Below are 26,042 nucleotides of genomic sequence, written 5' to 3'. Positions count from 1 at the left end.
TCGGTGGCAGGGATTAGGCTGCGGCCATGACCTGGCTGATAACCGGCGGCGCCGGATACATAGGCGCTCATGTCGTGCACGCGATGATCGCGGGCGGGGAGCGCGTCGTGGTGCTGGACGATCTCTCCGCGGGGGTCGCCGAGCGGCTGCCGGCTGAGGTGCCGGTGGTGCGGGCCTCGGTGCTGGACGGTGCGGCGGTGGCCGGGGCGCTCGCCGCGCACGGGGTCACGGGCGTGGTGCATCTGGCCGCCCGCAAGCGGGTTCCCGAGTCGGTCGCCGAGCCGCTGCTCTACTACCGGGAGAACGTCGGCGGTCTGGTCACCCTGTTGGAGGCGATGGCGGTTGCCGGGGTGCGGCGGCTGGTCTTCTCCTCCTCCGCCGCGGTCTACGGCTCGCCCGACGTTCCGCTGGTCACGGAGGAGACGCCCTGCCGGCCGGTCAATCCCTATGGCGAGACGAAGCTGGCCGGCGAGTGGCTGGTGCGGGCCGCCGGCCTGGCCCGGGGGATGCGGACGGTCTGTCTGCGCTATTTCAACGTGGCGGGCGCGGCCAGGCCCGAGTGGGCGGATCGGGGCGCGGCCAATGTCATCCCGCTGTTCTTCGAGCGGATCAGCGCGGGGCTGCCGCCGGTGATCCTCGGCGGCGACTATCCGACCCCCGACGGCACCTGTGTCCGCGACTACGTGCATGTGGCGGATCTGGCCGAGGCGCATCTGGCGGCGGCCAGATCCCTGGAGCGGGCCGCGCCCGACGGTCCCGCCGGCGATCTGACGGTGAACATCGGCACCGGGCAGGGGGTTTCGGTGCGGGAGTTGGCCGATCTCGTGGGCGAGGTGACGGGGCGGCCGGAGCTGGCGCCGGTCGTCGCCGAGCGGCGGGCGGGGGATCCGGCCCGGGTGGTCGCCTCCGCCGAGTTGGCGGCGCGACAACTGGGCTTCACCGCCCGGCACGGGCTGCGCGAGATGGTGGCCTCGGCCTGGGAGGGGTGGTGCCGCCAGGCAGACACTCCCTGACGGTCCGCCGGCACCCGGCACCCGGCACCGCCCGTCCGGCAGCCGACGTCCGGCATCGTCGCAGGTCGCGCCCACCCTCCGCCCGTTGGGCAAACCCGCAGGTCAGAGCACATGACAACGGTGTTCAGTGCAGCGTTGCCCGATACCCCCTCCCCGTAGTTCACTGTGGGGGAAGTCGACCAAGGAGGGGTGGGCACACATGGGCGCGGGGCATCACCACGGCCACGGCGGGGGGCCGTCGGGCGGCGGCGGAACGCAGGGGGCCGCCTACCGGGGGCGGCTGTGGATCGCGCTGGGCATCGCGGGGCTGCTGCTGGTGGCCGAGCTGATCGGCGCCGCGATCACCGGCTCGCTGGCGCTGCTCGCGGACGCGGGGCATGTGGCGACGGACGCGGTGGGCATCGGGATGGCGCTGGTCGCGATCCACTTCGCCAACCGCCCCAGCACCGGCGAGCGGCGCACGTTCGGGCTGGCGCGGATGGAGATCCTCGCCGCGCTGCTCAACTGCCTGCTGCTCTTCGGTGTCGGCGGCTACATCCTGATGGAGTCCATCGACCAGCTGCGGGAGCCGAGCGAGGTGCCGGGCGCGACCACGCTGGTGTTCGGTGTCGTCGGCCTGGCTCTCAACTGCGTCTCGTTGGCGCTGCTGATGCGGGGCCAACGGGAGAGCCTGAACGTGCGCGGCGCCTTCCTTGAGGTGTTGGCGGACGCGCTGGGTTCGCTGGCGGTGATCGTGGCGGCGCTGGTGATCATGATCACCGGTTGGCAGCGGGCGGATCCGGTCGCCTCGTTGCTGATCGCGCTGCTGATCGTGCCGCGCACGGTCAAGCTGGCCAAGGAGGCCGTGGACGTGCTGCTGGAGACGGCACCCAAGGACCTGCGGGTGGCCGAGGTGCGTGAGCACATCCTGGGGCTGCCGGGCGTCGAGGGTGTGCACGATCTCCATGTGTGGACGATCACCTCAGGGATGCCCGTCCTCTCGGCCCATGTCGTGGTCAGCCGCGAGGTGCTGGACGAGGTGGGGCACGAGCGCACGCTGCACGAGCTGCAGCGCTGTCTGGGCGATCACTTCGCGGTGGAGCACTGCACCTTCCAACTCGAACCCTCGGGCCACAAGGCACACGAGGTCGGCCTCTGCCACTGAAGCCTCCGACCGCTCCGACCGGGCACGACGCGCGCGTGCGGCACACTGGTACGGGGCCAGGGGCATCCCGAGGCCCGCATCCGGGAGTGAGGAACTGGTGGCCATGTCCCACCGCGCAGCCGTGTCGACCGAGCCGATCCTGCTCGAACTCGTCGACGAGGACGGCCACACCGTCGGGACGGCGGAGAAGCTCTCCGCCCACCAGGCGCCCGGTCGGCTGCACCGCGCGTTCTCGGTGTTCCTCCTCGACGACGCGGGTCGGCTGTTGCTGCAGCGCCGCGCGCTCGGCAAGTACCACTCCCCCGGCGTGTGGTCGAACACCTGCTGTGGCCATCCGCTCCCCGGCGAGGCGCCGTTCCTGGCGGCGGCCCGCCGGACGTTCGAGGAGCTGGGCGCGGCGCCGAGCCTGCTGCGGGAGGCCGGCACCGTGCGGTACAACCACCCCGATCCGGTCTCAGGGCTGGTGGAGCAGGAGTACAACCACCTCTTCGCCGGGGTGGTGCGGCAGCCGCTGCGGCCCGATCCGGAGGAGATCGCCGAGACGGCCTTCGTCACCCCGGGCGAGCTGGCCGGGCTACGGGCCGGGAGCGCGTTCTCCGCCTGGTTCGGCACCGTGCTGGACGCCGCCGGGCCGGCGGTCAGGGAGCTGGCCGGGGCGGCGGGCTGGTAGTCGGCCAGCCGGTGGGGCGGTCCAGCGGGAGCACGGCCCAGATCACCTTGCCGCCGCCGGCGGTGGCCCGCACTCCGCAGGAGCCGCCGGCCTCCTGGGCGGTGGCCTGCACCAGGAGCAGCCCGCGCCCTCCGGTGCGCTGTCGCTCGGGGGACGCGGCCAGCGCGTGCGGGCGGTAGGGGTGGCCGTCCTCGACCCGGACCCAGACCCAGTACGGATCGACGGTCACCTCGACGCCGATCTCGGGGGTGAGCAGGGCCGCGTGCCGCACAGCGTTGGTGACCAGCTCGGAGAGGATCAGCATCAGTCCGTGGGTCCGCTCGTCCGTGAGCGGTGCGGATCGTCGACGCAGCAGATCGCGAACGGCGTGCCGGGCCTGGGGCACCGAGCTGTCGGTGGGGGGAAGGGTGAAGCGCCAGGTGCCCTGCCAGGCCGGGGTCGGCAGGGCTTGGGCGGGGTGCGGCGGCGCGTCCGATGACCTGTCCATGATGTTCGACACGGGCCCCTCTCCTGGGGTATCGGGGTGCTTCGGGGAACGGTCCTGGCCAACCACGCACGCTTCCCGACGGGGGCCGGGTGCGGATGGCCTTGCTCTGTCGAGTGTTGGCATGTGCCAGCGCTACATGACCGGGTGAACGAAACTCGCGAGGAACAAGGCGGAGTTCGACCAATTTGCTTCGCTTAAGACAGAGTTGACATGCCTACCGACCGTTCACCCCGGGCGCAACGTTTCGCTCCGCCGCGCCCGGCTCAACCGCCGGGGCCGAGCGTCCGCTCCGTGCCCGCCTTGGGTGGCGACGGACGGCGATGGCATGATCATCACATTCGCGACGGGTCGAGAGACCCCCGACCAGGAGGCCGCCATGGCGCAGAGCCCGATGCGCGTGTTCGTGGGCAACCAGCAGGTGCACTGCCCCTTCTGCCGCTACCACCTCTTCAACGAGCGGGAGATCAAGCTCAACAGCACCGGGATGAGCTTCTTCGGCCTGGACTGGGCGAACAAGTCGGCGACCGGCCTGATCTGCGCGCAGTGCGGCCATGTCCAGATGTTCCTCGACCCTCAGATCCGCTACGAGGCCGCCTGAGCCGGAGCGGTGAGCGACGCCCCACGGGGCTCACCCGTCCGGGCGGGCGCGTGGTGGTGAACCCCCGGGGAATCGACGCACCGGCGCGAGCGCCGGTGCGAGGGCGCCTCTGTGTCGCGAATATACGGAAGTTGAGAAATCTGACTGCGGGTGGGCGACCACCTGGTACCTTTCGGTACAGGCAGCCCCATACATGCCTACTATCACGATGTATATGAATTACCCCGAACCATAAGGAATAGGGCAGAGTCCACTTCCAGGCACCATTTCGGTGAGTGTTCGAGACGTATCAGGGGCAAGGTCATCCCGACCCATTTCCTGGACGTTGGAGTGCTGCTGTCATGGCTCTTCCGCAAGGCCCCCTGGAGCATCGCTACCGGGGGGAGCATCCGGTGCGGACCCTCGCCTACCTCTTCCGGGACGACCGCCTCCGGATCCTGGTCGCCGTCTTGGCGTTCATCGTCAAGCACAGCCCGGTGTGGCTGCTGCCTCTGGTCACCGCCAACATCATCGACATCGTGGTGGAGCGCCGTCCCATCGAGGAGTTGGGCACCAACACCCTGGTGTTGCTGGTGGTCCTGATGCTCAACTACCCCACGCACCTGCTCTATGTCCGGTGCATGCACGGCAGCGTGCGCCGCGTGGGCACCAAGCTGCGCTCCGCGCTCTGCCGCCGCATGCAGGAACTCTCGATCGGCTATCACTCCCGGGTCAGCGCGAGCGCCCTCCAGACCAAGGTGATCCGGGATGTGGAGAACATCGAGGTGTCCTCCCAGCAGAGCGCCGACACCGGGCTCGCCGCCATCATCACCCTGGTCGGCGGGCTCGCGGTGATCGCGGTGCGGGTGCCGTCGGCGCTGCCCGCCTTTGTGATCATCGTGCCGGCCGCCGCCCTGCTGGTGCGCCGGCTGCGCACCCGACTGCGCACCAGGAACGCGCAGTTCCGCAAGGAGGTGGAGCAACTCTCCACCCGGGTCGGCGAGATGACCAGCCTGATCCCCGTCACCCGGGCGCACGGCCTGGAGCGCACGGCCCTGGGCCGGGTGGACAACTCGCTGAGCCAGGTGCTCCGTTCCGGCATACGGCTGGACCTGTTGAACGGACACTTCGGCGCGCTCGCCTGGATTCTGCTCAACGCCATCGGCATCGGTTTCCTCGCCGGCGCCGCGACCGTCTCGTACTATGCCTGGCTGCCGATCACCGCGGGCGATGTGGTGATGCTGAGCACCTTCTTCACCACCCTGACCGGTTCCATGACGATGCTGATGGGTCTTGCCCCCATCATCAGCAAGGGCCTTGAGTCCGTCCGCTCGGCCGGCGAGGTGCTCCAGGCCCCCGACCTGGAGGTCAACGCGGGCAAGACCCAGGTCGAGGCGGTCAAGGGGCAACTGCGCTTCGAGAACGTCACCTACCGCTACGAGGGGGACGGCCCCGCGGCCGTGGTGGACTTCGATCTCACCGTGCCGCCCGGGGAGACGATCGCCCTGGTGGGGGCGTCGGGGGCCGGCAAGTCCACGGTGCTCAACCTGCTGATCGGCTTCATCAGGCCGGTCTCGGGGCGGATCCTGCTGGACGGCGCCGACATGAGCACGCTCGACCTCCGCAGCTACCGCCGCTTCCTGTCGGTGGTCCCCCAGGAGTCGGTGCTCTTCGAGGGCACCATCTCGGAGAACGTCGGCTACGGCATGCCGGATGTGAAGGCCGCGCAGGTCCGGGCGGCGCTGCGGGACGCCAACGCCCTGGAGTTCGTCGAGCGGCTGCCCGAAGGGCTCGACACGGTCGTCGGCGAGCGCGGCGCCCGCCTCTCCGGAGGGCAGCGCCAACGCATCGCCATCGCCCGGGCATTGATCCGCGACCCCCGGGTGCTGGTGCTCGACGAGGCCACCTCCGCCCTTGACACCCGTTCGGAGGCGTTGGTGCAGGACGCGATGGACCGGCTGATGCGCGGGCGGACGGTCTTCGTCGTGGCCCACCGCCTGTCCACGGTCCGCAACGCCGACCGGATCGTGGTCATGGAGCACGGCCGGATCTCGGAGATCGGCGGCCACGCCGATCTGCTCCGGCGTGGCGGCGCCTACGCCCGGCTGCAGGCCGGTCAGATCACCTGACCCGCCCGCGCCGGGCGGCGCAGGGGAGGGCCGGGCCCCGCAGCCTCAGCGGGGCCCGGTCTCCGTCAACTCCCCCTCCTCCAGGGCCAGCCAGCGGGTGATGCCCAGTCCCCGGAGGAACGGCAGGTCGTGGCTGGCGACCAACAGGGCGCCCCGGAAGGAGTTGAGCGCCGAGGTCAGCTGCCGCGCGCTGGCCAGGTCCAGGTTGTTGGTCGGCTCGTCCAGCAGCAGCAGCTGCGGCGCGGGCTCGGCCAACATCAACGCGGCCAGCGTGGCCCGGAACCGCTCGCCCCCGGAGAGGGTGTCCACCCGCTGGTCGGGCGTTTCCTTCCGGAAGAGGAAGCGCGCCAGCTGGGAGCGCACCTGCTGCGGCCGGGCCGTGGGCGCCAGGGCGTGGACGTTGTCGGCGATGCTCAGTCCGCCGTCGAGCACGTCGAGGCGTTGCGGCAGATAGCGCAGCGGCACATGGGCGACTGCCTCGCCGGCCACCGGCTCCAGCAGGCCGGCGACGGTGTTCAACAGGGTGCTCTTGCCCGCCCCGTTGGTGCCGACCAGGGCGATCCGCTCGGGGCCAAGCACCTCGACGTCCGCCCGCGCGCCGTTGCGCAGCCGAAGCTCCCGCAGGGTCAGCACTCGACGGCGGCCCGGCACGGCGGTGCCCGGCAGGTCGACGCGGATCTCGTCATCGTCCCTGATCGCCGACTCCGCCTCGGTGAGGCGTTCCCTGGCCTCGGCCAGCCGCTCCTCGTGCAGGATGCGGTGTTTGCCGGCCGAGACCTCGGCGGCGCGCTTTCTGGCGCCCGCGACGATCTTGGGCAGCCCGGCGGTCTCCCCCGCCTTCTTGCCCGCCCTGGCCCGCGCGGTCAGCTTCTCGTGGGCCTCGATCAACTCCCGCTTCTGCCGGCGGACATCGGCCTCGGCCGCCCGCACCGTCCGCTCGGCCGCCTCCTGTTCGACGGCCAGCGCCTCCTCGTAGGCGGAGAGGGTGCCGCCGTAGCGGATCACCCGCCCCTCCCGCAGATCGGCGATCTGGTCCACCCGTTCCAGCAGCTCACGGTCGTGGCTGACCACGACCAGCACGCCGCGCCAGGATCTGATCGCCTCGTAGAGACGTTCCCTGGCCCGCAGGTCCAGGTTGTTGGTGGGCTCGTCCAGCAGCAGCACGTCCGGGCCGCTCAGCAGCAGTCCGGCGAGCCGCAGCAGCACCGACTCGCCGCCGGAGATCTGTCCCACCGGGCGGTCCAGTTCGATGTGCGCCAGGCCGAGTTGGTCGAGGGTGGCGCGGGTGCGCTCCTCGATGTCCCAGTCGTCGCCTACCGCGGCGAAGTGCTCCTCGGCCGCGTCGCCGCCCTCGATGGCGTGCAGCGCCGCCCGGGTGCGGTCGATACCGAGGACCTGGTCGACGCGGAGCGCGGTGTCCAACGGGAGGTGCTGCGCCAGATAGCCGATCTCCCCCTCGACGCGCACCGATCCGGAGAGCGGGGCGAGTTCGCCGGCGATCAGCTTGAGCAGGGTGGACTTGCCGGTGCCGTTGAGACCGATGAGGCCGGTGCGGCCCGGGCCGATGGCCAGGTCGAGGCCGTCGAAGAGCCGACTGCCGTCGGGCCAGTCGAAGGTCAGCCGGTGGCAGGAGATATGGGTGGTGCCGGGATGAGACATAGGGCCTCCTCATGTGTGGGGATATCGCTGGATATCGGGCGACACAGGGAGACACCGGGCCCGGATCGGGCACCGAGTTGACGAGGAAGAACGACGAGGGGAGAGCGATGCCGTTGGCTTCCGAGGTCATCCGCGCGGCGTGGCACTCGTGCTACCGCGTGAGACGCGGCGGATGGCACGGGCCGATGGGCTCGCGGTGTCATGACCTCAGATACGCAACGGAACCCCCGACGCCGACAACAGAGACGCTGATGAGTTTACGAGGGCCGTCGGGCCGGGGCAAGCGACTACCGCCCCGGCCCGGCCCCTCGGTGGCCGGGCCGGCCGCGCCGCTTCCGGGCGCGGCCGACCAGGTCAGTCCTGGCGCGCCGCGCGGGCCTCTATCCTGGCCCGCCGGGCGGCCAGCCGCTCGTCGAAGACCCGGGCCTCGGCGTCCAGGCCCCCCAGGAAGGTGCCCAGCTCGTCCTGGGCCTTCAGCCCCTCGGGGCTGAGCCCCGTGATCTCCATCACCTTGAGGTAGCGGAGCACAGGCTGGATCACGTCATCGTGGTGGATGCGCAGGTTGTAGATGCCGCCGATGGCCATCCGGGCGGCGGCCCGCTCGAAGCCGGGGATGCCGTGGCCCGGCATCCGGAAGTCGACCACCACGTCGCGCACGGCCCGCATGGTCTGGTCCGGCGCGATCTCGAAGGCCGCGCGGAGCAGGTTGCGGTAGAAGACCATGTGCAGGTTCTCGTCGGTGGCGATCCGGGCCAGCAGCCGGTCGCAGAGGGGGTCTCCCGACTCGTGGCCGGTGTTCCGGTGCGATATACGGGTGGCCAGTTCCTGGAAGGCTACATAGGCGACGGAGTGCAGCATGGAGTGCGCGTTGTCGGACTCGAAGCCCTCCGACATATGGGCCATCCGGAAGTTCTCCAGCTGGACCGGGTCGACCGCACGCGTGGTGAGGAGATAGTCACGCAGCACGATGCCGTGCCGCCCCTCCTCCGCCGTCCAGCGGTGCACCCAGGTGCCCCAGGCGCCCTCCCGACCGAAGATCGAGGCGATCTCGTGGTGGTAGCTGGGCAGGTTGTCCTCGGTCAGCAGGTTGACCACCAGCGCCGTACGGCCGACGTCGGTGACCTTCGACTGGTCGAGCGACCAGGGCTCGCCGCCCATCGGACCGTCGAAGTCACGGCCCTGGCTCCAGGGCACGTACTCGTGCGGCATCCAGTCCTTGGCCACCTTGAGGTGGCGGTTCAACTCGGTCTCGACGACCTCCTCCAACGCGTAAATCAATCGGGCGTCGGTCCAGTCGCCAGATCTGCCGGTGGGGTGGGCTGAGTCGAGCGTCACATGATCTCCCGCGCGCATTCCAGAACTACTTACGACACCGTAGGTTACGGCACCGTAGGTTGTTACTCGTGGGTCTGGCAAGCGACTGCGGGCCAATTCACAAGGAAGGCGGCCGGGGCCATCTGGCCCCGGCCGCCCGGGAAACCGCTATCTCTCCCGCCGCGCAAGGAAGTTGTCAGCGACCGCCGCGATCGGGGTTGACCAACCCGGCGCGTCGCAGCGCGTCCGCCATCGCGCTGTTGGCCGGCGGAGCCGCGCCCTTGCGCTGGCCCCCACCGCCACCACCGCGCTGCCCACCGCCGCCACCGCCGCCGCGCTGGCCACCGCCGCGCGGGGCGCCGCCCCTGCGGTCCCGCTGCCGGGGGGCCGCGCCGCGCTCGGCGCGCTCGCCGCCCTGGCCGCCGGAGCGGCCCGCCGGGGCGGCCTCGTCGTCGAGGCGCAACGTCAACGAGATCCGCTTGCGCGGGACATCGACATCCAGCACCTTCACCGTGACGATGTCCCCCGGCTTGACGACCTCGCGCGGATCGGAGACGAACTTCCGCGACATGGCCGACACATGGACCAGCCCGTCCTGGTGCACGCCGACGTCGACAAAGGCGCCGAACGCGGCGACGTTGGACACCACGCCCTCCAGGACCATGCCGGGCGTCAGGTCCTTCAGCGCCTCGACGCCCTCCTTGAAGCGCGCGGTGCGGAAGGCGGGACGCGGGTCCCGCCCCGGCTTCTCCAACTCCCCGATGATGTCGCTGACGGTGGGCAGGCCGAACGTGTCGTCCACGAAGTCGGCCGGCCGCAGGGCGCGCAGGGCCGAGGCGTTGCCCAGCAGCGCGGCGACCTCGCCGCCCGTGGCCTTGACCATCCGCCGCACCACCGGATACGCCTCCGGGTGCACCGCCGAGGCGTCCAGCGGATCGTCGCCGTCGCGGACCCGCAGAAAGCCCGCGCACTGCTCGAACGCCTTGGGGCCGAGCCTGGGCACCTGCTTCAGCGCCTTGCGGCCGGTGAACGGCCCATGGGTGTCACGGTGGGTGACGATGTTCTCCGCGAGGGTGGCGCCGATGCCGGAGACCCTGGCCAACAGCGGCACCGACGCCGTGTTGACGTCCACGCCCACGCCGTTGACGCAGTCCTCGACGACCGCGTCCAGCGAGCGGGAGAGCTTCACCTCGGAGAGGTCATGCTGGTACTGACCGACACCGATCGATCTGGGATCGATCTTGACCAACTCGGCCAGTGGGTCCTGGAGACGGCGGGCGATGGACACGGCGCCCCGGAGCGAGACATCCAGCTCGGGCAGCTCCTGGGCGGCGAACGCGGAGGCCGAGTACACCGAGGCGCCGGCCTCGGAGACCACCATGCGGGTCAGCCGGGACTCACCGACCCTGGCGATCAACTCGCCCGCCAGCTTGTCCGTCTCCCGGGACGCGGTGCCGTTGCCGATGGCGATCAGCTCGACGCCGTGCTCCGCGACCAGGGCGGCCAGCCGGTCCAACGCGTCCGCCCAACGGCGTTGCGGAGCATGCGGGTAGATGGTGTCGGTGGCCGCGACCTTGCCCGTGGCGTCGACGACGGCGACCTTGACGCCGGTGCGCAGGCCCGGGTCGAGCCCCATGGTGGCGCGGGTGCCGGCGGGGGCGGCCAGCAGCAGATCCCGGAGATTGGCGGCGAAGACGGCCACCGCCTCGTCCTCGGCCTCGGTACGCAGCCGGGTGCGCAGATCGATGCCGAGGTGGACCAGGATGCGGGTGCGCCAGGCCCAGCGGACCGTCTCGGCGAGCCAGGCATCGGCCGGCCGGCCACGGTCGGCCACGCCGAAGCGGTGGGCGATGGCCCGCTCGAACGCCGAGGGGCCGGTGTCGTCGGCGCCCGCCTCCGGCTCCAGCGTCAGCTCAAGGATGTCCTCCTTCTCGCCCCGGAACATGGCCAGCACCCGGTGCGACGGCAGTTCGGCGAACGGCTCGGCGAAGTCGAAGTAGTCGGCGAACTTGGCGCCTGCCTCCTCCTTGCCGTCCCTGACCCGGGACACCAACCGCCCGCCGCGCCACATGCGTTCCCGCAGCTCACCGAGGAGGTCGGCGTCCTCGCCGAAGCGCTCGGTGAGGATGGCGCGGGCGCCGGCGAGGGCCGCGTCGGCGTCCGCGACGCCGCGCTCGGCGTCGACAAAGGCCGCGGCGGCGGCCGGCGGCGGCACCGTCGGATCGGCGAGCAGCCCGTCCGCCAGCGGTTCGAGGCCCGCCTCGCGGGCGATCCCCGCCTTGGTGCGCCGCTTGGGCTTGTAGGGGAGGTAGATGTCCTCCAGCCTGGCTTTGGTGTCGGCGGCGTCGATCCGCGCGGCAAGGGCCTCGTCCAGCTTGCCCTGGGAGCGGATGGACTCCAGGATCGCCTCCCGGCGTTCGGCCAACTCCCGTAGATAGCGGAGCCGTTCCTCCAGGGCGCGCAGCTGGGTGTCGTCCAGGGTGCCGGTGACCTCCTTGCGGTAGCGGGCGATGAACGGCACCGTCGAGCCGCCGTCGAGCAGTTCGACGGCCGCCCGCACCTGTCCTTCCCGGACGCCCAGCTCCTCGGCGATCCTGCCCTCGATGGACCGGCCTGCGACAGGCTCGTTCACGATCACGCTCCGCTTCCCCGGCGCGCCCTGCGCCGCGCTGTGCATTGTGGCAGGAGGCACCGACAGTCGGGCGGTCAGGCACGCGCGGCCCGGCCGCTTTCCGCCGTGGGGAAGCCGGTACCGGAACGCCGACGAGCGGCGCGCGCCCCCTGGAGTACGGGCGTTCCGCGCACTACGCTCGACGACGGCGGGGCCGCCGGTCGGCCGGGCCGGATCACGCCGTGACACGGCTGACCTCCCCAGCTCAGCGCCCCGGCCAGCAATCTGAGGGTCCGTCAACTCCATCACTCCATCGAGTGATATGAACGGCACACGTGCAGCTGAATTCTTTGCGGACTGCCACGCGAGAGGGGCAGGGTGCGAGACATAACGCAGCGCAGTCACTCCCTGACTCCCGTGCGGCAACCGAAGGGTTCACAATGCTTACCAGCGAGGAAACAGACACCCAACGTCGCGGTCACAGCTGGCTGTTGACCGCCCGGCGGGAGGATCTCGCCCGGTTCCGACGGCTGGCCTCGCTGGCGATGCGCGAATGGGGGCAACCGCCCCGGGTCACCGAGGTGGTGCTGCACGGCGTCACCGAGCTGCTGTCCAATGTCGCCCGCCATGTCCCGGACCCACGTTGCCGGTTGGAGCTGGCGCTGGACGGGGACGCGGTGCGGGTGACCGTGCGGGACCGGTCGGGGGTGTTGCCCACGATCACCCTGCCGGACTGGACGGCCGAGGCGGGCCGTGGCCTCTGGCTGCTGCGGGAGATGGCGGACGATCTCGGGTTCGAGCCCGTCGAGGACGGCAAGCGCGTCTGGGTCACGGTGCGCGGCGACGACACCGGACACCTCTGAACACCTCGGTAGACGCCGGTAGACGCCGGTAGACGCTGGCGGACGCCGGCAGGACGCCCGCAGACAGCAGCCGCCCCTGAAGCGGAAGCGCGCGGCCGGGGCGCGCGGCCCGCGCCACGCGCCCCGCAGCGGTTCGCCGTCAGGACGCGTCCATGTCCCCCGTCTCCGGTGTGCCATCGGCGAGCCCGTAGCGCAGGTACACCGTGCCCTTGGGGCTGGCCAACGGCGGTTCGAGGAGGGTGACGTTGGTCGGCACCGCGCCACCGTCGAAGACCTTCTTCCCGACGCCCAGCACGATCGGGTGCACCCAGAGGTCGAGGCGGTCGAAAAGCTTCTCGCGCAGAAGCGTCTGCACCAGGTTCAGGCTTCCGACGACCTTCACATGCTCGTGCCGCTCACGCAGCTCGCGCACCGCGCCGGCCAGGTCGGGGCCGAGCTGCGTGGAGCCGGCCCAGGAGAGATCGGGCTTGCCGCGCGAGGCCACGTACTTCGGGATGCGGTTGAAGAGCGCGGCGATCTCGGCGTCCTCGCCGCCCTCCTGGTGCGGCCAGTAGCCGGCGAAGATGTCATAGGTCCGCCGGCCGAGCAGGAGGGCGTCCGTGTCCTCGTACGCGGCGCCGACCTGCGCCCCCGCGACCTCGTCCAGCAGGGGCGCCTGCCAGCCGCCGAACGCGAAGCCGCCCTCCGGGTCCTCCTCGGGACCGCCGGGCGCCTGCCCGACGAAGTCGAGGGTGGTGAACAGGTCGATGTGGATGAGGCCCATGCCCTACTCCCGTTGATTCGCTTGTCTCGTCGGGAGGTAGACCGGCGAACCTCGGCGAACTCATCGCTCCCCGGGCACCCGGTTTTCGCACTCGTCGACCGACGCGACTAAGGCGACTCCCTGGTGCCGCCCCGGGCCAGGAAGTCGGCCAGGGGCAGGGTCGCCGCGCCCACCGTGACCGCGTCGGGGCCGAGTCGGCCGAGTTCGATGGTGCTGCGGCCCGCCGGGTGCGGCAGTGCGTAGGCGTCGGCGGCGCGCCGGACCTCGGGGAGCAGCCGGGGGCCGAGGAGGAGGCCGGCCCAGCCGCCCACCACGATGCGTTCGGGGTTGAAGAGGTTGATCAGATCGGATATCCCGGCGCCCAGGTACTCGGCGGCCTCGGCCAACAGCCCCGCCGCCCGCTCGTCGCCGGCCTCGGCCGCCGCCAACAGGGCGCCGAGGGCCGCCTCGTGATCCGTTTCGTCCACCTCGCCGCCGGCCTCGGCCCACCGTTCGAGCAGTGCGTGCGCCCCCACATAGGCCTCCAGGCAGCCGGAGGCCCCGCAGCGGCAGCGGCGACCGGCCAGGCGCAGGGTGACATGGCCGAACTCCCCGGCGGCGCTGCCCGTTCCACCATAGGGTTCGCCTCCGGTGACGATGCACGCCCCGACGCCCGAACCCCACAGCACGATCACCGCGTCCTGGCTGCCCCGGCCCGCGCCGTACCACATCTCGGCCTGCCCGAAGGTGCGGGCGCCGTTGGCCACCCGGAAGGGAACGGTGGCCGGCAGATCGACCGCCTCGCGCAGCAGGGACTCCAGCGGCACGGCGTCCCAGCCCACCGTCGGGCTGTGCACCACGGCGCCGACGGTGCGGTCGTGTTCGACGATTCCCGGCACCCCGACGCCGACCCCGAGCAGCAGGTCGGCCGGGACGCCGGAGGCGGTCAGCACGGCGGCGACCCCGTCGCCGATGTGCCGCACGACCGTCCGCACATCGTGACCGGCGTCGGTGAGGGGGTACTCCGTCCTGGCCAACTCGCCCAGGGCGACATCGAACAGCTCGACGCGGACCCGGGTCTCCCCGACGTCGACGCCGATCAACCGGCCGCAGTCCGGGGCGACCCGCAGCAGGGTGCGGGGCCGCCCGCCGTCGGAGTCCACCGAGCCGGCCTCGGCCAGCAGGCCGTCGGCGAGCAGGCCGCCGGTCACATTGCTCACCGTGCCGGAGCTGAGACCGATGGCCTGCCCCAACTCATGGCGGCTCAGGGGGCCGTGAAAATAGAGTTGGCGCAGCAGCGACGCGCGGTTGGCGCGCCGCAGGTCGCGCACGGTCTGTTTCTTCACCTCAGCCATGTGTTCCTCCGCTGAGTCAACCTACCGGTGCGGACCCGGCCGAGGTGCACTTCGGCCTCCCGCTTAACTCAGGTCACATCGGCGGCGGCCCCTTTCCCTTTCCCTTCCCCTTCCCTGCTCTCCCGTTCGGCGCGGGCCGCCATGTGGGGCGGTGCGCCGCCGAGCGCCGCGATGTCCAGGTCTCCGTCCCGCTCCGCCATCCGCCCGACCAGGCGGGCCGCCGCCACCGCGCCGGCCAACGGTTCGTCGACGGCGGCCGTCGCAAGGGCCAGGTCCTTCGCCAGGGCGGCCACCGTGAAGTCCGCCGCGTCATAGGCACCCGAGCCCGAGGAGAGCCGCCGACGCTTGCCCGCCACCAGCGGGCCGAACGCGCCCTTCTGGAGAACGTCGAGCACGTCCTCGCGGGCCAGGCCGAGGCCGGCGCCGAGCCGGACCGCGTCATGCAGCCCGCTCGCCGCGATCCCGAGCGCGAGGTTGGCGACCAGCTTGAGCGCGGACGCATCGCCCACCGGACCCACGAGTCGCCGGCTGCCCGCGTGCGACCAGGGCAGCAGCACCGGCTCGGCGGCCAGCGCGTCCTCCGCCGTGCCGCCGACGAACACCCGCAGGCTGCCCGACCGCACCGCCGGCACCGAGCCGGCCACCGGCGCCTCCAGATAGCGCAGCCCCGCACCGCGCACCTCGTGCGCCAACCGACGGGACTCGTCAGGGGCGAGGGTGGTCACATTGATCACCAGGGTGCCGGGCGCGGCGCCGGCCGTGACGCCCGCCGGGCCGAGGAGCACGGACCGCGCGGCCCCGCCGTCGAAGACGGCGACGACGACGGCCTCCGCTTCGCGGGCCGCGTCCGCCGCCGTGCGGGCGGCGCCGAGCCCGGGCAGCTCACGGGGCGTCCGATTCCAACCCGTGACGTCATGGCCGTGGGCGGCCAGGGACTCGGCGAGGGCCGCCCCCAGCCGGCCGAGGCCGCATACCGCCAGCCTCACGACGCCGACTCGGGGAGCACCGCGAACGCCTCCACCTCAAGCAGCAGCCTGGGGTCGAACAGGGCGGCCACCTGCACGGCGGTGCTGGCGGGCGGACGTTCGACGTCCACCTGCGCGTCGCGTGCGGCGCGCACGGCCGGCAGAAAGGCGATGTCCGTGACGTAGTAGGTGAGTTTGACGACATCGTCGAACGTGGCGCCGGCCGCCGTCAGGCAGCGGCGCAGGTTGTCGAACACCTGCCGGCTCTGCGCCGCCGGATCGCCGACGCCGACCACCTCGCCCCGTTCGTCCAGCGCGACCTGTCCGGAGAGCGCCACCAGCCGCCCCGTCCCGATGACCACCTGGGTATAGCCCCGACCAGGGGCGACGCCCGCCGGGGCGGCGATATGCGTGAGCTTCGTTTCCCTCATGGCGCCATCCTCCGCACCCCTCGACCGATCACACCAGCGCATATCCCGCAGGGCAGCCATGCGCACGGCGCATGGCCACGGGCCTAGGGTGAGCGGTCATGGAGATCACCGCCCTCCGTTCCTTCCGGGAGGTCCACCGCACAGGCTCGATCACCGCCGCGGCGCGGGTGCTCGGCTACACCCAGTCCGCGCTCTCCCGGCAACTCGCCTCGCTGGAGAGCCGGCTTGGCAGCCCGCTGCTGCGGCGGCACGCCCGTGGGGTGCGGCTGACCCCGGCGGGCGAGGTCCTGTTGGCGCACGCCACCGCGATCCTCCAGCGCGTCGACCAGGCGGAACGCGATGTCCGCGCCTCCCGCGAGCAGCCCGTCTCCAGCCTGCGGATCGGCTCCGTGCCCAGCGCGGTGGCGTCGCTCCTGCCCCGGGCGCTGACCGCGTTCACCGCCGAAGTGCCCCTGGTGCGGGTGACGTTCAGCGAGGATGTCACGCCCCGGCTGCTTCCCCGGCTCCTCGACGGTGAGCTGGACTGCGCGGTGGTCACGAGCTATCCGCCGGGGCTGCCCGCGCACGCCGACCTCGGCGTGACGCATCTGCTGGACGATCCGCTCGTCTGTGTCCTGCCCGGGGACCATCCGGCGGCGGCCCGGGAGATCGTGCCGCTCGCCGAACTGGCCGAGGAGACCTGGGTGGAGGACTACGAGGGCGCCGCCTCCGCCCTCGCCATGGCCTGCGCCCGGGCGGGGTTCGCCCCGCGCATCGACATCGAGTGCGGCGGCTGGCTCGGCAAGCAGGCGTTTGTCGCCGAGGGACACGGCGTGATGCTGGCGCCCCGGCTGCTCGTCCCTGCGCTCCGCCCCGATGTGGTGGTCCGGCCGCTCGTCGATCCCCCGCAGCGCAGCGTGTATGCCGCGACCGGCCGGCGGGCGGCATCGTCGGGGGCGCCGACGGACCCCTTCGTCCGCGCGCTGACCAGGGCCGCGAGGACGGGCGACCGCACCTGAGGCGGCACCGTCCCGGCGGCCGGCGGAACTGCCGGCCCCACCCCCCTTGGGAGCGCCGGGAGAACGCTGGGAGAGCGCTCTCTGAGTGTGTTATAAAGGCCACCATGAGCGATCGTCCGGCCAAGGGGTCCCCGACGCTGGAGGACGTGGCTCGGGAGGCGGGCGTCTCCCGGGCCACGGTCTCCCGCGTGATCAACGGCATTCGCAACGTCGACCCCAGCATCCAGGACGTGGTCCGCCAGGCGATCGCGACCACCGGCTATGTCCCCAACCGCGCCGCGCGTTCGCTGGTCACCAAGCGTGCCGGCTCGGTGGCGCTGGTGGTCTCCGGCGCCGGCGAGGACGAGCCGGCGGACGAGGGCCCCGAAGCGCCGTTCCGGGGCCAGCTGTTGGCCGACCCGTTCTTCGGCCGGATCACCACCGGAGTGGTCGGCTTCCTGCGCCGCCGGAGCATGCACCCGGTGCTGATGCTCGCGGACTCGACGGACGCCAGGAGACAGGTGGTCAGCTATCTGCGCCAGGGGCACGCCGACGGCGCGTTGCTGGTCTCCATCCACGCCCAGGACCCGCTGCCCGAGCTGCTGGTCGGCGCCGGGCTGCCCTGTGTGCTCTTCGCCAGACCCCCCAAGCCCATCCCGATCAGCTATGTGGACGTCGCACACCGGGACGGCGGGCGGCTGGCCGCCGACCATCTGGTGGCGAAGGGGTGTCAGCACATCGCCAGCATCACCGGCCCCCTCGACGTGTTGGCCAGTCAGGACCGACTGGCCGGATTCCGGGATGCGATGGCCCGTCACGGGCACCCCTATGTCCCCACCGTGGAGGGCAACTTTACGCAGGAGAGCGGCGAGCAGGCGATGACCAAGCTGCTGGCCGAGCAGCCGGGGATCGACGGCCTGTTCGCGGCCAACGACCTGATGGCCCAGGGGGCGTTGCACGTGCTGCGCGAGCACGGCCGCCGGGTGCCGAGGGACGTGGCGGTGGTCGGCTTCGACGACAGCAGCGCCGCCGTGTCCAGCCGTCCCGCGCTGACCACGGTGCGGCAGCCGATCGAGGAGATGGCCGCCGAGATGACGCGGCTCCTTCTGGACCGGGTGGACCAGCCCGACCGCCGTCTGACCTCGGTGATCTTCGAGCCGACCCTGGTCGTGCGGCAGTCCGCCTGAGCCGTCGGCGAGGTCGGGACTTCTCGATCCGGAACCTTGCACGGGCGTTGACACACCTCGGCGCGGGGGCCAGTCTCTTTCGGGAGAGCGCTCTCCCTCCCTTTCGGTCGTTCCGCGCACCCGGACGAGTGCCACGGCCACCCCCGCGCTAAGGAGAAGTTGTGCTGCACAGGAAAGAGACGTCGAAGCGGACGTCAAGGTCCCGTCGAGGACGGCCCGTCGCGGTCGTCGGTGCCGTGCTGGCCCTGCTCGGCGGTGTCTTCACGGTGGCGAACCAGACCGCGACCGCCTCCCCATCGGACGCCGGGGAAGCCGGATCCGATGTCGGCCTCACCGCCGCCAGCGTGGTCGAGGTGACCGGCGGAAACGGCAGCTGGGAACTGACCGTGGACGGTGCGCCCTACACCGTCGAGGGTCTGACCTGGGGCCCGCCGGCCGACCAGGCCGCCAACTACATGCCGGACCTGGCCTCCATGGGCGTCAACACCACCCGTACCTGGGGCACCGACGCGAGCAGCGAGCCGCTGTTCGACGCCGCCGCCGCCAACGGCATCCGGGTGATCGCCGGCTTCTGGCTCCAGCCCGGCGGTGGTCCCGGCAGCGGTGGCTGTGTGGACTACGTCAACGACTGGGACTACAAGGGCGAACAGCTCGAAGCCATGAACATCTGGGTGGACGCCTACAAGGACCACCCCGCCGTGCTGATGTGGAGCGTCGGCAACGAGTCCGTGCTCGGCCTGCAGAACTGCTACGAGGGCGCGGAGCTGGAGGCCCAGCGGATCGCCTACGCGGAGTTCATCAACATCGCCGCGCTGGAGATCAAGGCGCTGGACTCCAACCACCCGGTGACCTCCACCGACGCCTGGACCGGCGCCTGGGAGTACTACGACGCGTACTCGCCCGACCTGGACCTGTTCCAGATCAACTCCTACGACGCGGTCTGCGACATCCAGCAGACCTGGATCGACGAGGGCTACGACCGCCCCTACATCCTCACCGAGGGCGGTCCCGCCGGTGAGTGGGAGGTCGACGACGACATCAACGGCGTTCCGCTGGAGCCCACCGATGTCGCCAAGGCCGAGGGCTACCAGGCCGCCTGGGACTGCCTGATGGACCACGAGGGTGTCGCCCTGGGCGCCACGCTCTTCCACTACGGCCTGGAGTACGACTTCGGCGGCGTGTGGTTCAACCTGCTGCCCGGTGGCGACAAGCGGCTGTCCTACTACGCCGTCTCCGAGCTGTTCGGCGGCGAGGCGCCTTCCAACACCCCGCCGGTGATCACCGACTTCGGGGTCGACGGCGACGCCACCTCCGTCCCGGCCGGCGGCGAGTTCACCGTGAGCGCCTCCGTCAACGACCCGGACGGCGACGCGATCGACTACGAGGTGCTGCTCAACAGCAAGTACATCGACGAGGGCGGCGCGTTGGAGACCGCCGAGTTCTCCGCGAACGGCGACGGCAGCTTCACCGTCACCGCGCCCACCCGTCCGGGCGTGTGGAAGGTGTACCTGGCGGCCAGGGACGGCCAGGGCCACCTGGGCATCGACACCGCCTCGGTGCGGGTCGTCGCCCCGCCGGTCGACGGCACCAACGTCGCGCTGGGCGCCCCCACCACCGCCTCCACCTTCCAGGAATACGGGGACGGCGCGCCGCACCTCCCCGAGCACGCCACGGACGGCGACCCGACCACCCGTTGGGCCAGCGAGTGGGCGGACCCGCAGTGGCTGGTCGTCGACCTGGGCTCCACCACCTCGATCGACACCGTCCAGCTCCACTGGGAGACCTCCTTCGCCCGGGCCTACGAGGTCCAGGTCTCGGAGAACGGCCAGGACTGGAGCACGATCCACGCCGAGACCGCCGGCGTCGGCGGGGTCGAGACCGTGGACGTGGACGCCTCCGGGCGCTACGTCCGGATGCTGGGCACCGAACGGGGCACCGGCTGGGCCTACTCGCTCTTCGAGTTCGGGGTGTACTCCTCCTGAGGCCCGACTGAACCGTCTTTCCTCCCCAGGAACGGCCCCGGCGCTCCATGCCGGGGCCGTTCCGCCGTCCGGCTAGGGTTTCGAACGGACCGGGGATGCGGACAACGGAAAGGGACATCGCGGTGAAGGTGCTGATCGCTGGCGGGGCCGGCTTTATCGGGAGCACGATCGCGTCGGCCTGTCTGGACGCCGGGATCGCACCGGTGCTGCTGGACAACCTGACGACCGGACGGCGGGAGTTCACGACCGGCCGGACGTTCTACGAGGGCGATATCGCGGACGGCGCCCTGGTGGACCGGGTCTTCGCCGAGCATCCCGACATCGGGGCCGTCATCCACTGCGCGGCGCTGATCGTGGTGCCCGACTCGGTGGCCGATCCACTGGGGTACTACCGGGCCAATGTCGCCAAGAGCCTGGACTTCGTGGGCCATCTGCTGCGCAACGGCTGCCACCGGTTGGTCTTCAGCTCCTCCGCCTCCATCTACCGGGCCGGCGACGACCTCACCGTCGACGAGGACTCCCCGCTCGCCCCGGTCAGCCCCTATGCCCGCACCAAGGTGGTCTGCGAGGGGATGTTCGCCGATATCGCGGCCGGCACCCGGCTGCGGGTGTTGTCGCTGCGCTACTTCAACCCGGTCGGCGCCGATCCCCGGCTCCGCACCGGCCTTCAACTCCCCCGGCCCAGCCATGCGTTGGGTCAGCTGATCCTTGCCGACCAGGACGGGGTCCCGTTCCGGATCACGGGCACGGACTACCCCACCCGCGACGGCTCCGGCATCCGGGACTACATCCATGTCTGGGATCTGGCCACCGCCCATCTGGCGGCGCTGCGCTCCTTCGACGGGCTGTTCCGGGACGGGACCACCGCGACCGCGATCAACCTGGGCACCGGACGTGGCACCACCGTGCGCGAACTGCTGGCCGCCTACCGGGAGGTGACGGGCCGTCCGATCGGCGCGGTGGAGGCACCACGCCGTCCCGGCGATGTGGTCGGCGCCTATACCCGCACCGACCGGGCCCACCAACTGCTGGGCTGGCGCGCGGAGTTCTCCCTGACCGACGGCATCGGCCACGCACTCGACTGGGCCGCGGTGCGGGCCCGGACACTGGGCGAGGACGACCGGGGCTAGGGCACATCGCGTTCTAGTCCGAAACCGCCCTGATCAGCGCGGCGTTGGCGTCCAGTTCGGCGCGGGGACGCGCCCGCCAGTCCGCCGAGATCCGGAACGGATCGCCGGCGAACCGGGGGAAGACATGCAGATGGAGATGGAAGACCTCCTGGAACGCGGCCTCGCCGTCGGCCAGGAAGAAGTTGACGCCCTCGCAGCGGAGCCCGGATCGCCTCAGCGCGCCCGCCAGTTGGTGGGCGCGCCGCCAGATCGCCGTGCCGGTGGCCGTGTCCAGGTCGGCCAGGCCGACGACATGGGCCCGGGGGATCACCAACAGGTGTCCTGGGGTGACGGGTTGCAGGTCCATCAGCGCCAGCACCGTCCCGTCCTGGTACACCACACTGGCCTCGGCCTCGCCGCGCACGATGGCGCAGAACACGCAGGGCTGCTCGTTCACCCGGGCGACCCTAGCCGGCACTCCCCCTGGACCGCACCCGAATAGCGGTGGGCCCAGGGGGTGTTGGCGGGGGCTCAGCCGGTGGGGCGGCGGCCGGTCAGGACCGTCGCCTCCCAGTCGTCGCAGATGGCCACCCGGGGGGTCAGACCGTGTGCCGCCATGGTCGCGGCCACCTCGGCGCGCTGCCGTCGGCCGGTCTCCACCAGCAGACTCCCGCCGGGGGCAAGCCAGTCGGGGGCGTCGGCGATCACCCGGCGGAGCACGGCGAGGCCGTCCGAGCCGCCGTCGAGCGCGGTGAGCGGCTCGTGCGACCGTGCCTCGGCGGGCAGCAGCGGGACGGCGGCCGAGGGGACATAGGGCGCGTTGGCCACCAGAACGTCGACTCGGCCGCGCAGCCGGGCCGGCAGCGGTTGGTAGAGATCGCCCCGGTAGACCCGGCCGGCCGGGCCCAGATTGGCGCGGGCACAGCGCACGGCGCGGGCGTCCAGATCGGCGGCGTGCAACTCGACGTCGGGCAGCGCCGCGAGCAGCGCGGCGCCGACCGCGCCCGAGCCGCAGCACAGGTCGACGACCACGGCCGCGCGCGGGGCCAGCGCGAGGGCCTGGCGCACCAGGAACTCGGTGCGCCGGCGCGGCACGAAGACGCCGGGCCGCACCACCACGCGCAGGCCGTGGAACTCGGCCCAGCCCAGGACGTGTTCCAGGGGCAGGCCGGCTTCGCGGCGGGTCACCAGGGTGTCGAGTGCGGCCGGATCGTCCCCGGCCTCGGCGACCAACAGGGCCGCCTCGTCCTCGGCGAAGACACAGCCGGCGGCCCGCAGCCGGTCGACGATCCCGGGCGGGGACGGCGCGGCCGCGGACGAGACAGGGACGGGAGTGGTGGGGTGAGTGGTACTGACGGAAGGGAGCATGCGGGGCCTCTCACGCACAGGGCGCTCCCCCGGGCCCCGTCGCCTATGGCGTGACGGCTCCGGAACCCCGGAAGGGGAGCGGCCGAGCTGACCTGACGGTGATCGGGCTCACCTCCTTCGTCCATCGTTCCTCCACCGGCACGCGCTACGGCGTGCGGGCGATCACGCGCGCCATCCTAACCGAACCGCGCCGGCTGGCCGCCGCTCGGCAGGAGGGGAATGCCGCTGCCGCGAGCCCGCCCAGGCTCGCGGCAGCGGCGGTTGGGATCGGCACCGGATCCGATCCCAGCTCGGTGTCCCGGCTCAGTTGCTCGGCAGGTAGAAGATGCCGTCGTTGAGCCCGGGGCCGGCCGGGCCACCCAGGTCGTTGATGACGTGGTTGATGATCCCGAGCTGGCCGAGGGAGACGATCACCATGCTGGTGAAGTCGATCCCGCCGCCCTCCGGGGTGGAGATCGCCCGTTCGGTGGTGATGGTCGCGTCCTCCAGCATCAGGCTGTAGACGCCGAGGCCGTAGGCGGTGTGGTTGGTGACGTTGTCGGCCACCACATAGGCGGTCCAGCCGAGTTCGTCGCCGTTCATCCAGGCGGCCTGGTTCGGCGGGTCGTAGGGCAGCTCGCACTGGTAGAAGTAGGTGCGCCCGTTGTCGCCGTTCCAGATGACCTGGTGTTCCTGGTAGTGCTCGACGAAGAGGCCGTAGCCGGTCACGTCGTCGCCGTTGATGACCAGTCCGTTGAGGGCCGGGTTGACGTCCCAGCCGACGCCCTCGCCGTGGTCGCCGCGCCACAGCCAGACATGGTCGATCAGGGTGTCGTGGCTGTGCACCACCACGCTGCGGTCCGCGCTGCCGGCGCCGGCGCCGCCGATCCGGGCGAACACGTCGTGCAGATGGATGGGGTTGTCCTGGTGGCGGGTCGTGGAGCCCTCGTCGCCGACCTCCAGCAGGGTCTCCGAGCCGCCGGGGCCCGCGTCGATCAGGATGCCGGCGACCTGCACACCGTCCACGTCCGCGATCTTGACGGCGTTGATGCCGCCCTCGGGGATCAGGGTGGCCAGGCCGATGCCGAGCACGATGGTGTTGGGGTTGTTGACCTCGATGGTCTCGGTGATGTGGTAGATCCCCGGGGTGATCAGCAGGTGCTTGCCGGCGGCCAGCGCGGCGTTGATGCTGGCGGCGTCGTCGCCCTCCTGGGCGACATGGAACTCGCTCAGCGGGATGGAGGTGCCGGGCGTCGGGCCGTTGCTCCAGCTGGTGCCCCTGGCGTCGGTGCGGATCGCGGGCACGAAGACGGCGTAGTCGGAGCCGTCCAGGTAGAGGTACGGCTTCTCCTTGACCTTCGGCGCGCTGTCCACGACGGTGTGCGAGGGGTTGGGGAAGTGGTGCGGCGGGGCGCCGTCCACGCCGACAAAGACCATGTTCCACACCGAGCCGGCCCATTCGCCCAGCTCGCTGTTGCGGGTCAGCCACTGCTGCTGGGAGCCGGAGACGACCCGGTCCACCTTGGAGTCGGCCATGAAGCCACCGCTGGCCCAGCCGTCGTAGCCGTTCCACAGCGGCATCTCGCCACGGATGTGCACCCGGCGGATGGGCGCGGCCTGGGAGACGGCGTAACGGTTGTAACCGTCCCAGGGGGTGACGGACAGGTTCTCGGCGGAGCGCCAGAAGTTGTGGGTGGCGTTGCCGTCGAACCAGTCGGCCTCGACGCGGACCCACCCGGTGATGTTGACGTCGTCGGGCGACTGCCCGAGGCCCGCCACATGGGTGTAGTAGCCGATGTTGACGTCGAGGTCCTGGTAGTTGCCGGGCTTGAAGAGGAACGCGAACCGGCCGGAGCCGAACTGGGCGGTCTCCTGCTGCTGGAACGCGGCGTTCAGGGTGGCCTGGATGTCCCCGATGGACATCGAGGGGTCGAACACCGTGACGTTCGGGCCGAGGACGGGGTCGGCCTGGGTGATGGGGGTGCCGGCGGCGAGAGTGGCGGGACGCCTGGCCGGGCCCTGGGGCGTGGAGGAGCCGTTGGCCAGCGCATGGGTCGCGGCGGCTGAGGTGACCACCGTGGCGGCCAGTCCGGCCAGGGTGGCCCGCCGGGTCAGCCCGTTGGGGCGACGGTGCTTGGGGGCGTCGGATGACTGGGGGGATGGCACGGGATCTCCTTGTTCCTCCCGGCCGTCGCCGGCCGGGCTGCTGGTGGGGGGCTGGGGAGAATTGGGAGAACTGGGGGAATTAGGGAGAATGGTGACGGAGAGGGGACGGAGAGCGCTCTCGTGGGGGGTTCAGCCGACCCGGCCCGCTGCCGGGTCGGCCATCGAAGGGAAGGTCAGGGGCCTGGCCTCAGGCCCGTTGGGGGTCAGGGAAGCACGTGGTCCTCGGTGAGGGCGGCTCCGTACTCGGGGTTGAACTGGTCGTAGCCCCGGGTGTCGCACTGGAGGCCCTGGTTGATGCAGTGGGACACCATCGCTTCGAGCGTGGCCTCGTCCCAGTTGTTGAAGAAGTCGTAGTGGAACGAGTAGGCCGGGCCACTGGCCAACCGCACCTGTGAGGTGTCACCGTCCACCGGGAACGCCATCTTGAACTCGATCATCGGCACGGCCACCGGGTGGCTGTCCGGGCAGACGTTCTGGTTGTTCTCCACCACCGTGTAGGCCATGTGGTCCTGGTGGTTGGGCGAGTCCAGATGCCGTCCGTCCCAGCAACTCGGCGCCTGGTAGCGCACGTTCAGCTGGGAGCCCGCCGGGCAGTTCGTCGGGAACTCCACGTTCTCGTAGTCGTCGCCGCACTCCCAGCCCTTGACGTAGCCGGGGTGGTTGCCGAACTCCTCGGCGGTCTGCATCGGGTTGCCGACGACATAGCGCAGGCCGGTGGGGAAGGCACGCACCGAGGTGTGGTCCCTGACACCGGACTTGTAGTAGATGACCTGGGGCCCGCGCGGGCGGATCTCCTCGTCACCGTTGTACATGGTCGGCATCCAGTACGCCGACAGGTCTGCCGGAACAGCGCAGCTGCTCGTCCCCTCGTTCAACGACTCCTCGTCGCTGTACGCGTCGGTGGTGTCGTTGCCCATGAACGAGTGGTTGTGCGAGGCGCCGGGCATCCCCGGGAAGACGATGGGGTCGTTGTCGCCGGTGTGGGTCACCGAACAGTTCGCCTGGAACTCCCGGTGTTCACGGAAGGGCGCGTCGGGGTTGGGCTCGATGCCCTCGACCGGCTCGTCCACCGGGATCCACTCACCGGGCGGCGCCGCCATCATCATCTGCTGGTGGGTCTGGTGGTTGGAGTGGTCGACCGCGACCGACTCCGGGGCGGCTTCCCCGGCCGGTGCGGCTGCGGCTCCCATGGTGCCCAACCCCGCCGCGACGAGCGCGAGCGCTGCCGCCGCGATTGTGCCGGACATCAGGGTGGTTCTACGTACCATGCGGACCTCCGAGTCGCTTGGTAACGGGAGAGCGCTCTCCCATCGG

At 71.3% G+C, this 26,042-nt stretch carries 22 protein-coding genes; 10 read left to right on the top strand and 12 right to left on the bottom strand.

Going from position 1 to position 26,042, the window contains the following annotated elements:
- Positions 1-26 precede the first annotated feature (26 nt).
- From galE (AOM46_RS18335) to idi, 3 genes are all read left to right on the top strand, one after another.
- Positions 27-1,013, top strand: coding sequence for a UDP-glucose 4-epimerase GalE (gene galE, locus AOM46_RS18335; RefSeq protein WP_062213253.1), 987 nt, complete (start codon positions 27-29; stop codon positions 1,011-1,013).
- A 199-nt stretch (positions 1,014-1,212) separates the two neighbouring features.
- The gene (locus tag AOM46_RS18330) at positions 1,213-2,157 is read left to right on the top strand and encodes a cation diffusion facilitator family transporter (RefSeq protein ID WP_062213238.1); all 945 of its coding nucleotides are present in this window, start codon (positions 1,213-1,215) and stop codon (positions 2,155-2,157) included.
- Between the two features lie 103 nt (positions 2,158-2,260).
- Entirely contained in the window at positions 2,261-2,827 is a 567-nt protein-coding gene (idi, locus tag AOM46_RS18325; protein WP_062213234.1) for an isopentenyl-diphosphate Delta-isomerase, read from the top strand.
- On the opposite strand, the gene AOM46_RS18320 is transcribed toward idi, so the two are convergent.
- Entirely contained in the window at positions 2,796-3,314 is a 519-nt protein-coding gene (locus AOM46_RS18320) for an ATP-binding protein (protein WP_062213746.1), read from the bottom strand. The two genes, idi and AOM46_RS18320, sit on opposite strands and share 32 nt — an antisense overlap.
- A gap of 325 nt (positions 3,315-3,639) precedes the next feature.
- Between AOM46_RS18320 and AOM46_RS18315 the strand changes: the two genes are divergently transcribed.
- Together AOM46_RS18315 and AOM46_RS18310 are read left to right on the top strand one after the other, a co-directional pair.
- Positions 3,640-3,912: a hypothetical protein gene (locus tag AOM46_RS18315; protein WP_158920475.1), complete on the top strand. Its 273-nt coding sequence runs from the start codon at positions 3,640-3,642 to the stop codon at positions 3,910-3,912.
- 341 nt (positions 3,913-4,253) lie between these two features.
- Positions 4,254-6,020, top strand: coding sequence for an ABC transporter ATP-binding protein (locus tag AOM46_RS18310; protein WP_062213227.1), 1,767 nt, complete (start codon positions 4,254-4,256; stop codon positions 6,018-6,020).
- 45 nt (positions 6,021-6,065) lie between these two features.
- Here AOM46_RS18310 and AOM46_RS18305 read toward each other — a convergent pair whose 3' ends face one another.
- The 3 genes from AOM46_RS18305 to AOM46_RS18295 all read right to left on the bottom strand — a co-directional run bounded on the left by AOM46_RS18305 (position 6,066) and on the right by AOM46_RS18295 (position 11,625).
- The gene (locus AOM46_RS18305; RefSeq protein ID WP_062213224.1) at positions 6,066-7,679 is read right to left on the bottom strand and encodes an ABC-F family ATP-binding cassette domain-containing protein; all 1,614 of its coding nucleotides are present in this window, start codon (positions 7,677-7,679) and stop codon (positions 6,066-6,068) included.
- A 354-nt stretch (positions 7,680-8,033) separates the two neighbouring features.
- A complete protein-coding gene (locus AOM46_RS18300) occupies positions 8,034-9,014 on the bottom strand; it encodes an acyl-ACP desaturase (protein ID WP_062213221.1) in 981 nt (326 codons plus the stop codon).
- Between the two features lie 175 nt (positions 9,015-9,189).
- Positions 9,190-11,625, bottom strand: a complete 2,436-nt coding sequence (locus tag AOM46_RS18295) for a Tex family protein (RefSeq protein ID WP_062213745.1) — start codon at positions 11,623-11,625, stop codon at positions 9,190-9,192.
- Between the two features lie 419 nt (positions 11,626-12,044).
- On the opposite strand from AOM46_RS18295, the gene AOM46_RS18290 reads away from it, so the two are divergent.
- Positions 12,045-12,467, top strand: a complete 423-nt coding sequence (locus AOM46_RS18290) for an ATP-binding protein (protein ID WP_062213218.1) — start codon at positions 12,045-12,047, stop codon at positions 12,465-12,467.
- A gap of 139 nt (positions 12,468-12,606) precedes the next feature.
- On the opposite strand, the gene AOM46_RS18285 is transcribed toward AOM46_RS18290, so the two are convergent.
- The 4 genes from AOM46_RS18285 to AOM46_RS18270 form a co-directional block, all read right to left on the bottom strand.
- A complete protein-coding gene (locus tag AOM46_RS18285) occupies positions 12,607-13,230 on the bottom strand; it encodes a dihydrofolate reductase family protein (RefSeq protein WP_062213216.1) in 624 nt (207 codons plus the stop codon).
- A 107-nt stretch (positions 13,231-13,337) separates the two neighbouring features.
- Positions 13,338-14,564, bottom strand: a complete 1,227-nt coding sequence (locus tag AOM46_RS18280) for an ROK family transcriptional regulator (RefSeq protein ID WP_062213214.1) — start codon at positions 14,562-14,564, stop codon at positions 13,338-13,340.
- A 68-nt stretch (positions 14,565-14,632) separates the two neighbouring features.
- Positions 14,633-15,550, bottom strand: a complete 918-nt coding sequence (locus AOM46_RS18275; RefSeq protein WP_067226340.1) for an NAD(P)-dependent oxidoreductase — start codon at positions 15,548-15,550, stop codon at positions 14,633-14,635.
- Positions 15,547-15,960, bottom strand: a complete 414-nt coding sequence (locus AOM46_RS18270; RefSeq protein WP_062213211.1) for a RidA family protein — start codon at positions 15,958-15,960, stop codon at positions 15,547-15,549. The genes AOM46_RS18275 and AOM46_RS18270 overlap by 4 nt, the downstream gene beginning before the upstream one ends.
- Before the next feature lie 98 nt (positions 15,961-16,058).
- Here AOM46_RS18270 and AOM46_RS18265 point away from each other — a divergent pair, with 98 nt between their 5' ends.
- From AOM46_RS18265 to galE (AOM46_RS18250), 4 genes are all read left to right on the top strand, one after another.
- A complete protein-coding gene (locus AOM46_RS18265) occupies positions 16,059-16,958 on the top strand; it encodes a LysR family transcriptional regulator (RefSeq protein WP_062213208.1) in 900 nt (299 codons plus the stop codon).
- Between the two features lie 104 nt (positions 16,959-17,062).
- On the top strand, positions 17,063-18,124 hold the full coding sequence (locus AOM46_RS18260; protein ID WP_062213205.1) for a LacI family DNA-binding transcriptional regulator: 1,062 nt from the start codon (positions 17,063-17,065) through the stop codon (positions 18,122-18,124).
- 161 nt (positions 18,125-18,285) lie between these two features.
- Positions 18,286-20,106: a discoidin domain-containing protein gene (locus tag AOM46_RS18255; RefSeq protein WP_370592736.1), complete on the top strand. Its 1,821-nt coding sequence runs from the start codon at positions 18,286-18,288 to the stop codon at positions 20,104-20,106.
- A 95-nt stretch (positions 20,107-20,201) separates the two neighbouring features.
- Positions 20,202-21,236 (top strand): UDP-glucose 4-epimerase GalE, encoded by a 1,035-nt coding sequence (galE, locus tag AOM46_RS18250; RefSeq protein WP_199824001.1) that lies wholly within the window; start codon positions 20,202-20,204, stop codon positions 21,234-21,236.
- A 13-nt stretch (positions 21,237-21,249) separates the two neighbouring features.
- On the opposite strand, the gene AOM46_RS18245 is transcribed toward galE (AOM46_RS18250), so the two are convergent.
- The 4 genes from AOM46_RS18245 to AOM46_RS18230 all read right to left on the bottom strand — a co-directional run bounded on the left by AOM46_RS18245 (position 21,250) and on the right by AOM46_RS18230 (position 25,996).
- Positions 21,250-21,672: an HIT family protein gene (locus AOM46_RS18245; protein WP_062213198.1), complete on the bottom strand. Its 423-nt coding sequence runs from the start codon at positions 21,670-21,672 to the stop codon at positions 21,250-21,252.
- A 74-nt stretch (positions 21,673-21,746) separates the two neighbouring features.
- Positions 21,747-22,583 (bottom strand): putative protein N(5)-glutamine methyltransferase, encoded by an 837-nt coding sequence (locus AOM46_RS18240; RefSeq protein WP_078856941.1) that lies wholly within the window; start codon positions 22,581-22,583, stop codon positions 21,747-21,749.
- Between the two features lie 303 nt (positions 22,584-22,886).
- Entirely contained in the window at positions 22,887-24,728 is a 1,842-nt protein-coding gene (locus AOM46_RS18235; RefSeq protein ID WP_062213195.1) for a hypothetical protein, read from the bottom strand.
- 203 nt (positions 24,729-24,931) lie between these two features.
- A complete protein-coding gene (locus AOM46_RS18230; protein WP_062213192.1) occupies positions 24,932-25,996 on the bottom strand; it encodes a DUF1996 domain-containing protein in 1,065 nt (354 codons plus the stop codon).
- Positions 25,997-26,042 lie beyond the last annotated feature (46 nt).

The organism is Streptomyces sp. NBRC 109706 (genome assembly GCF_000974485.1).
Taxonomy (GTDB): Bacteria; Actinomycetota; Actinomycetes; order Streptomycetales; family Streptomycetaceae; genus Streptomyces.
The sequence above is the reverse complement of the archived record's forward strand: the minus strand, read 5'-3'. Positions and strand labels throughout refer to the sequence as shown.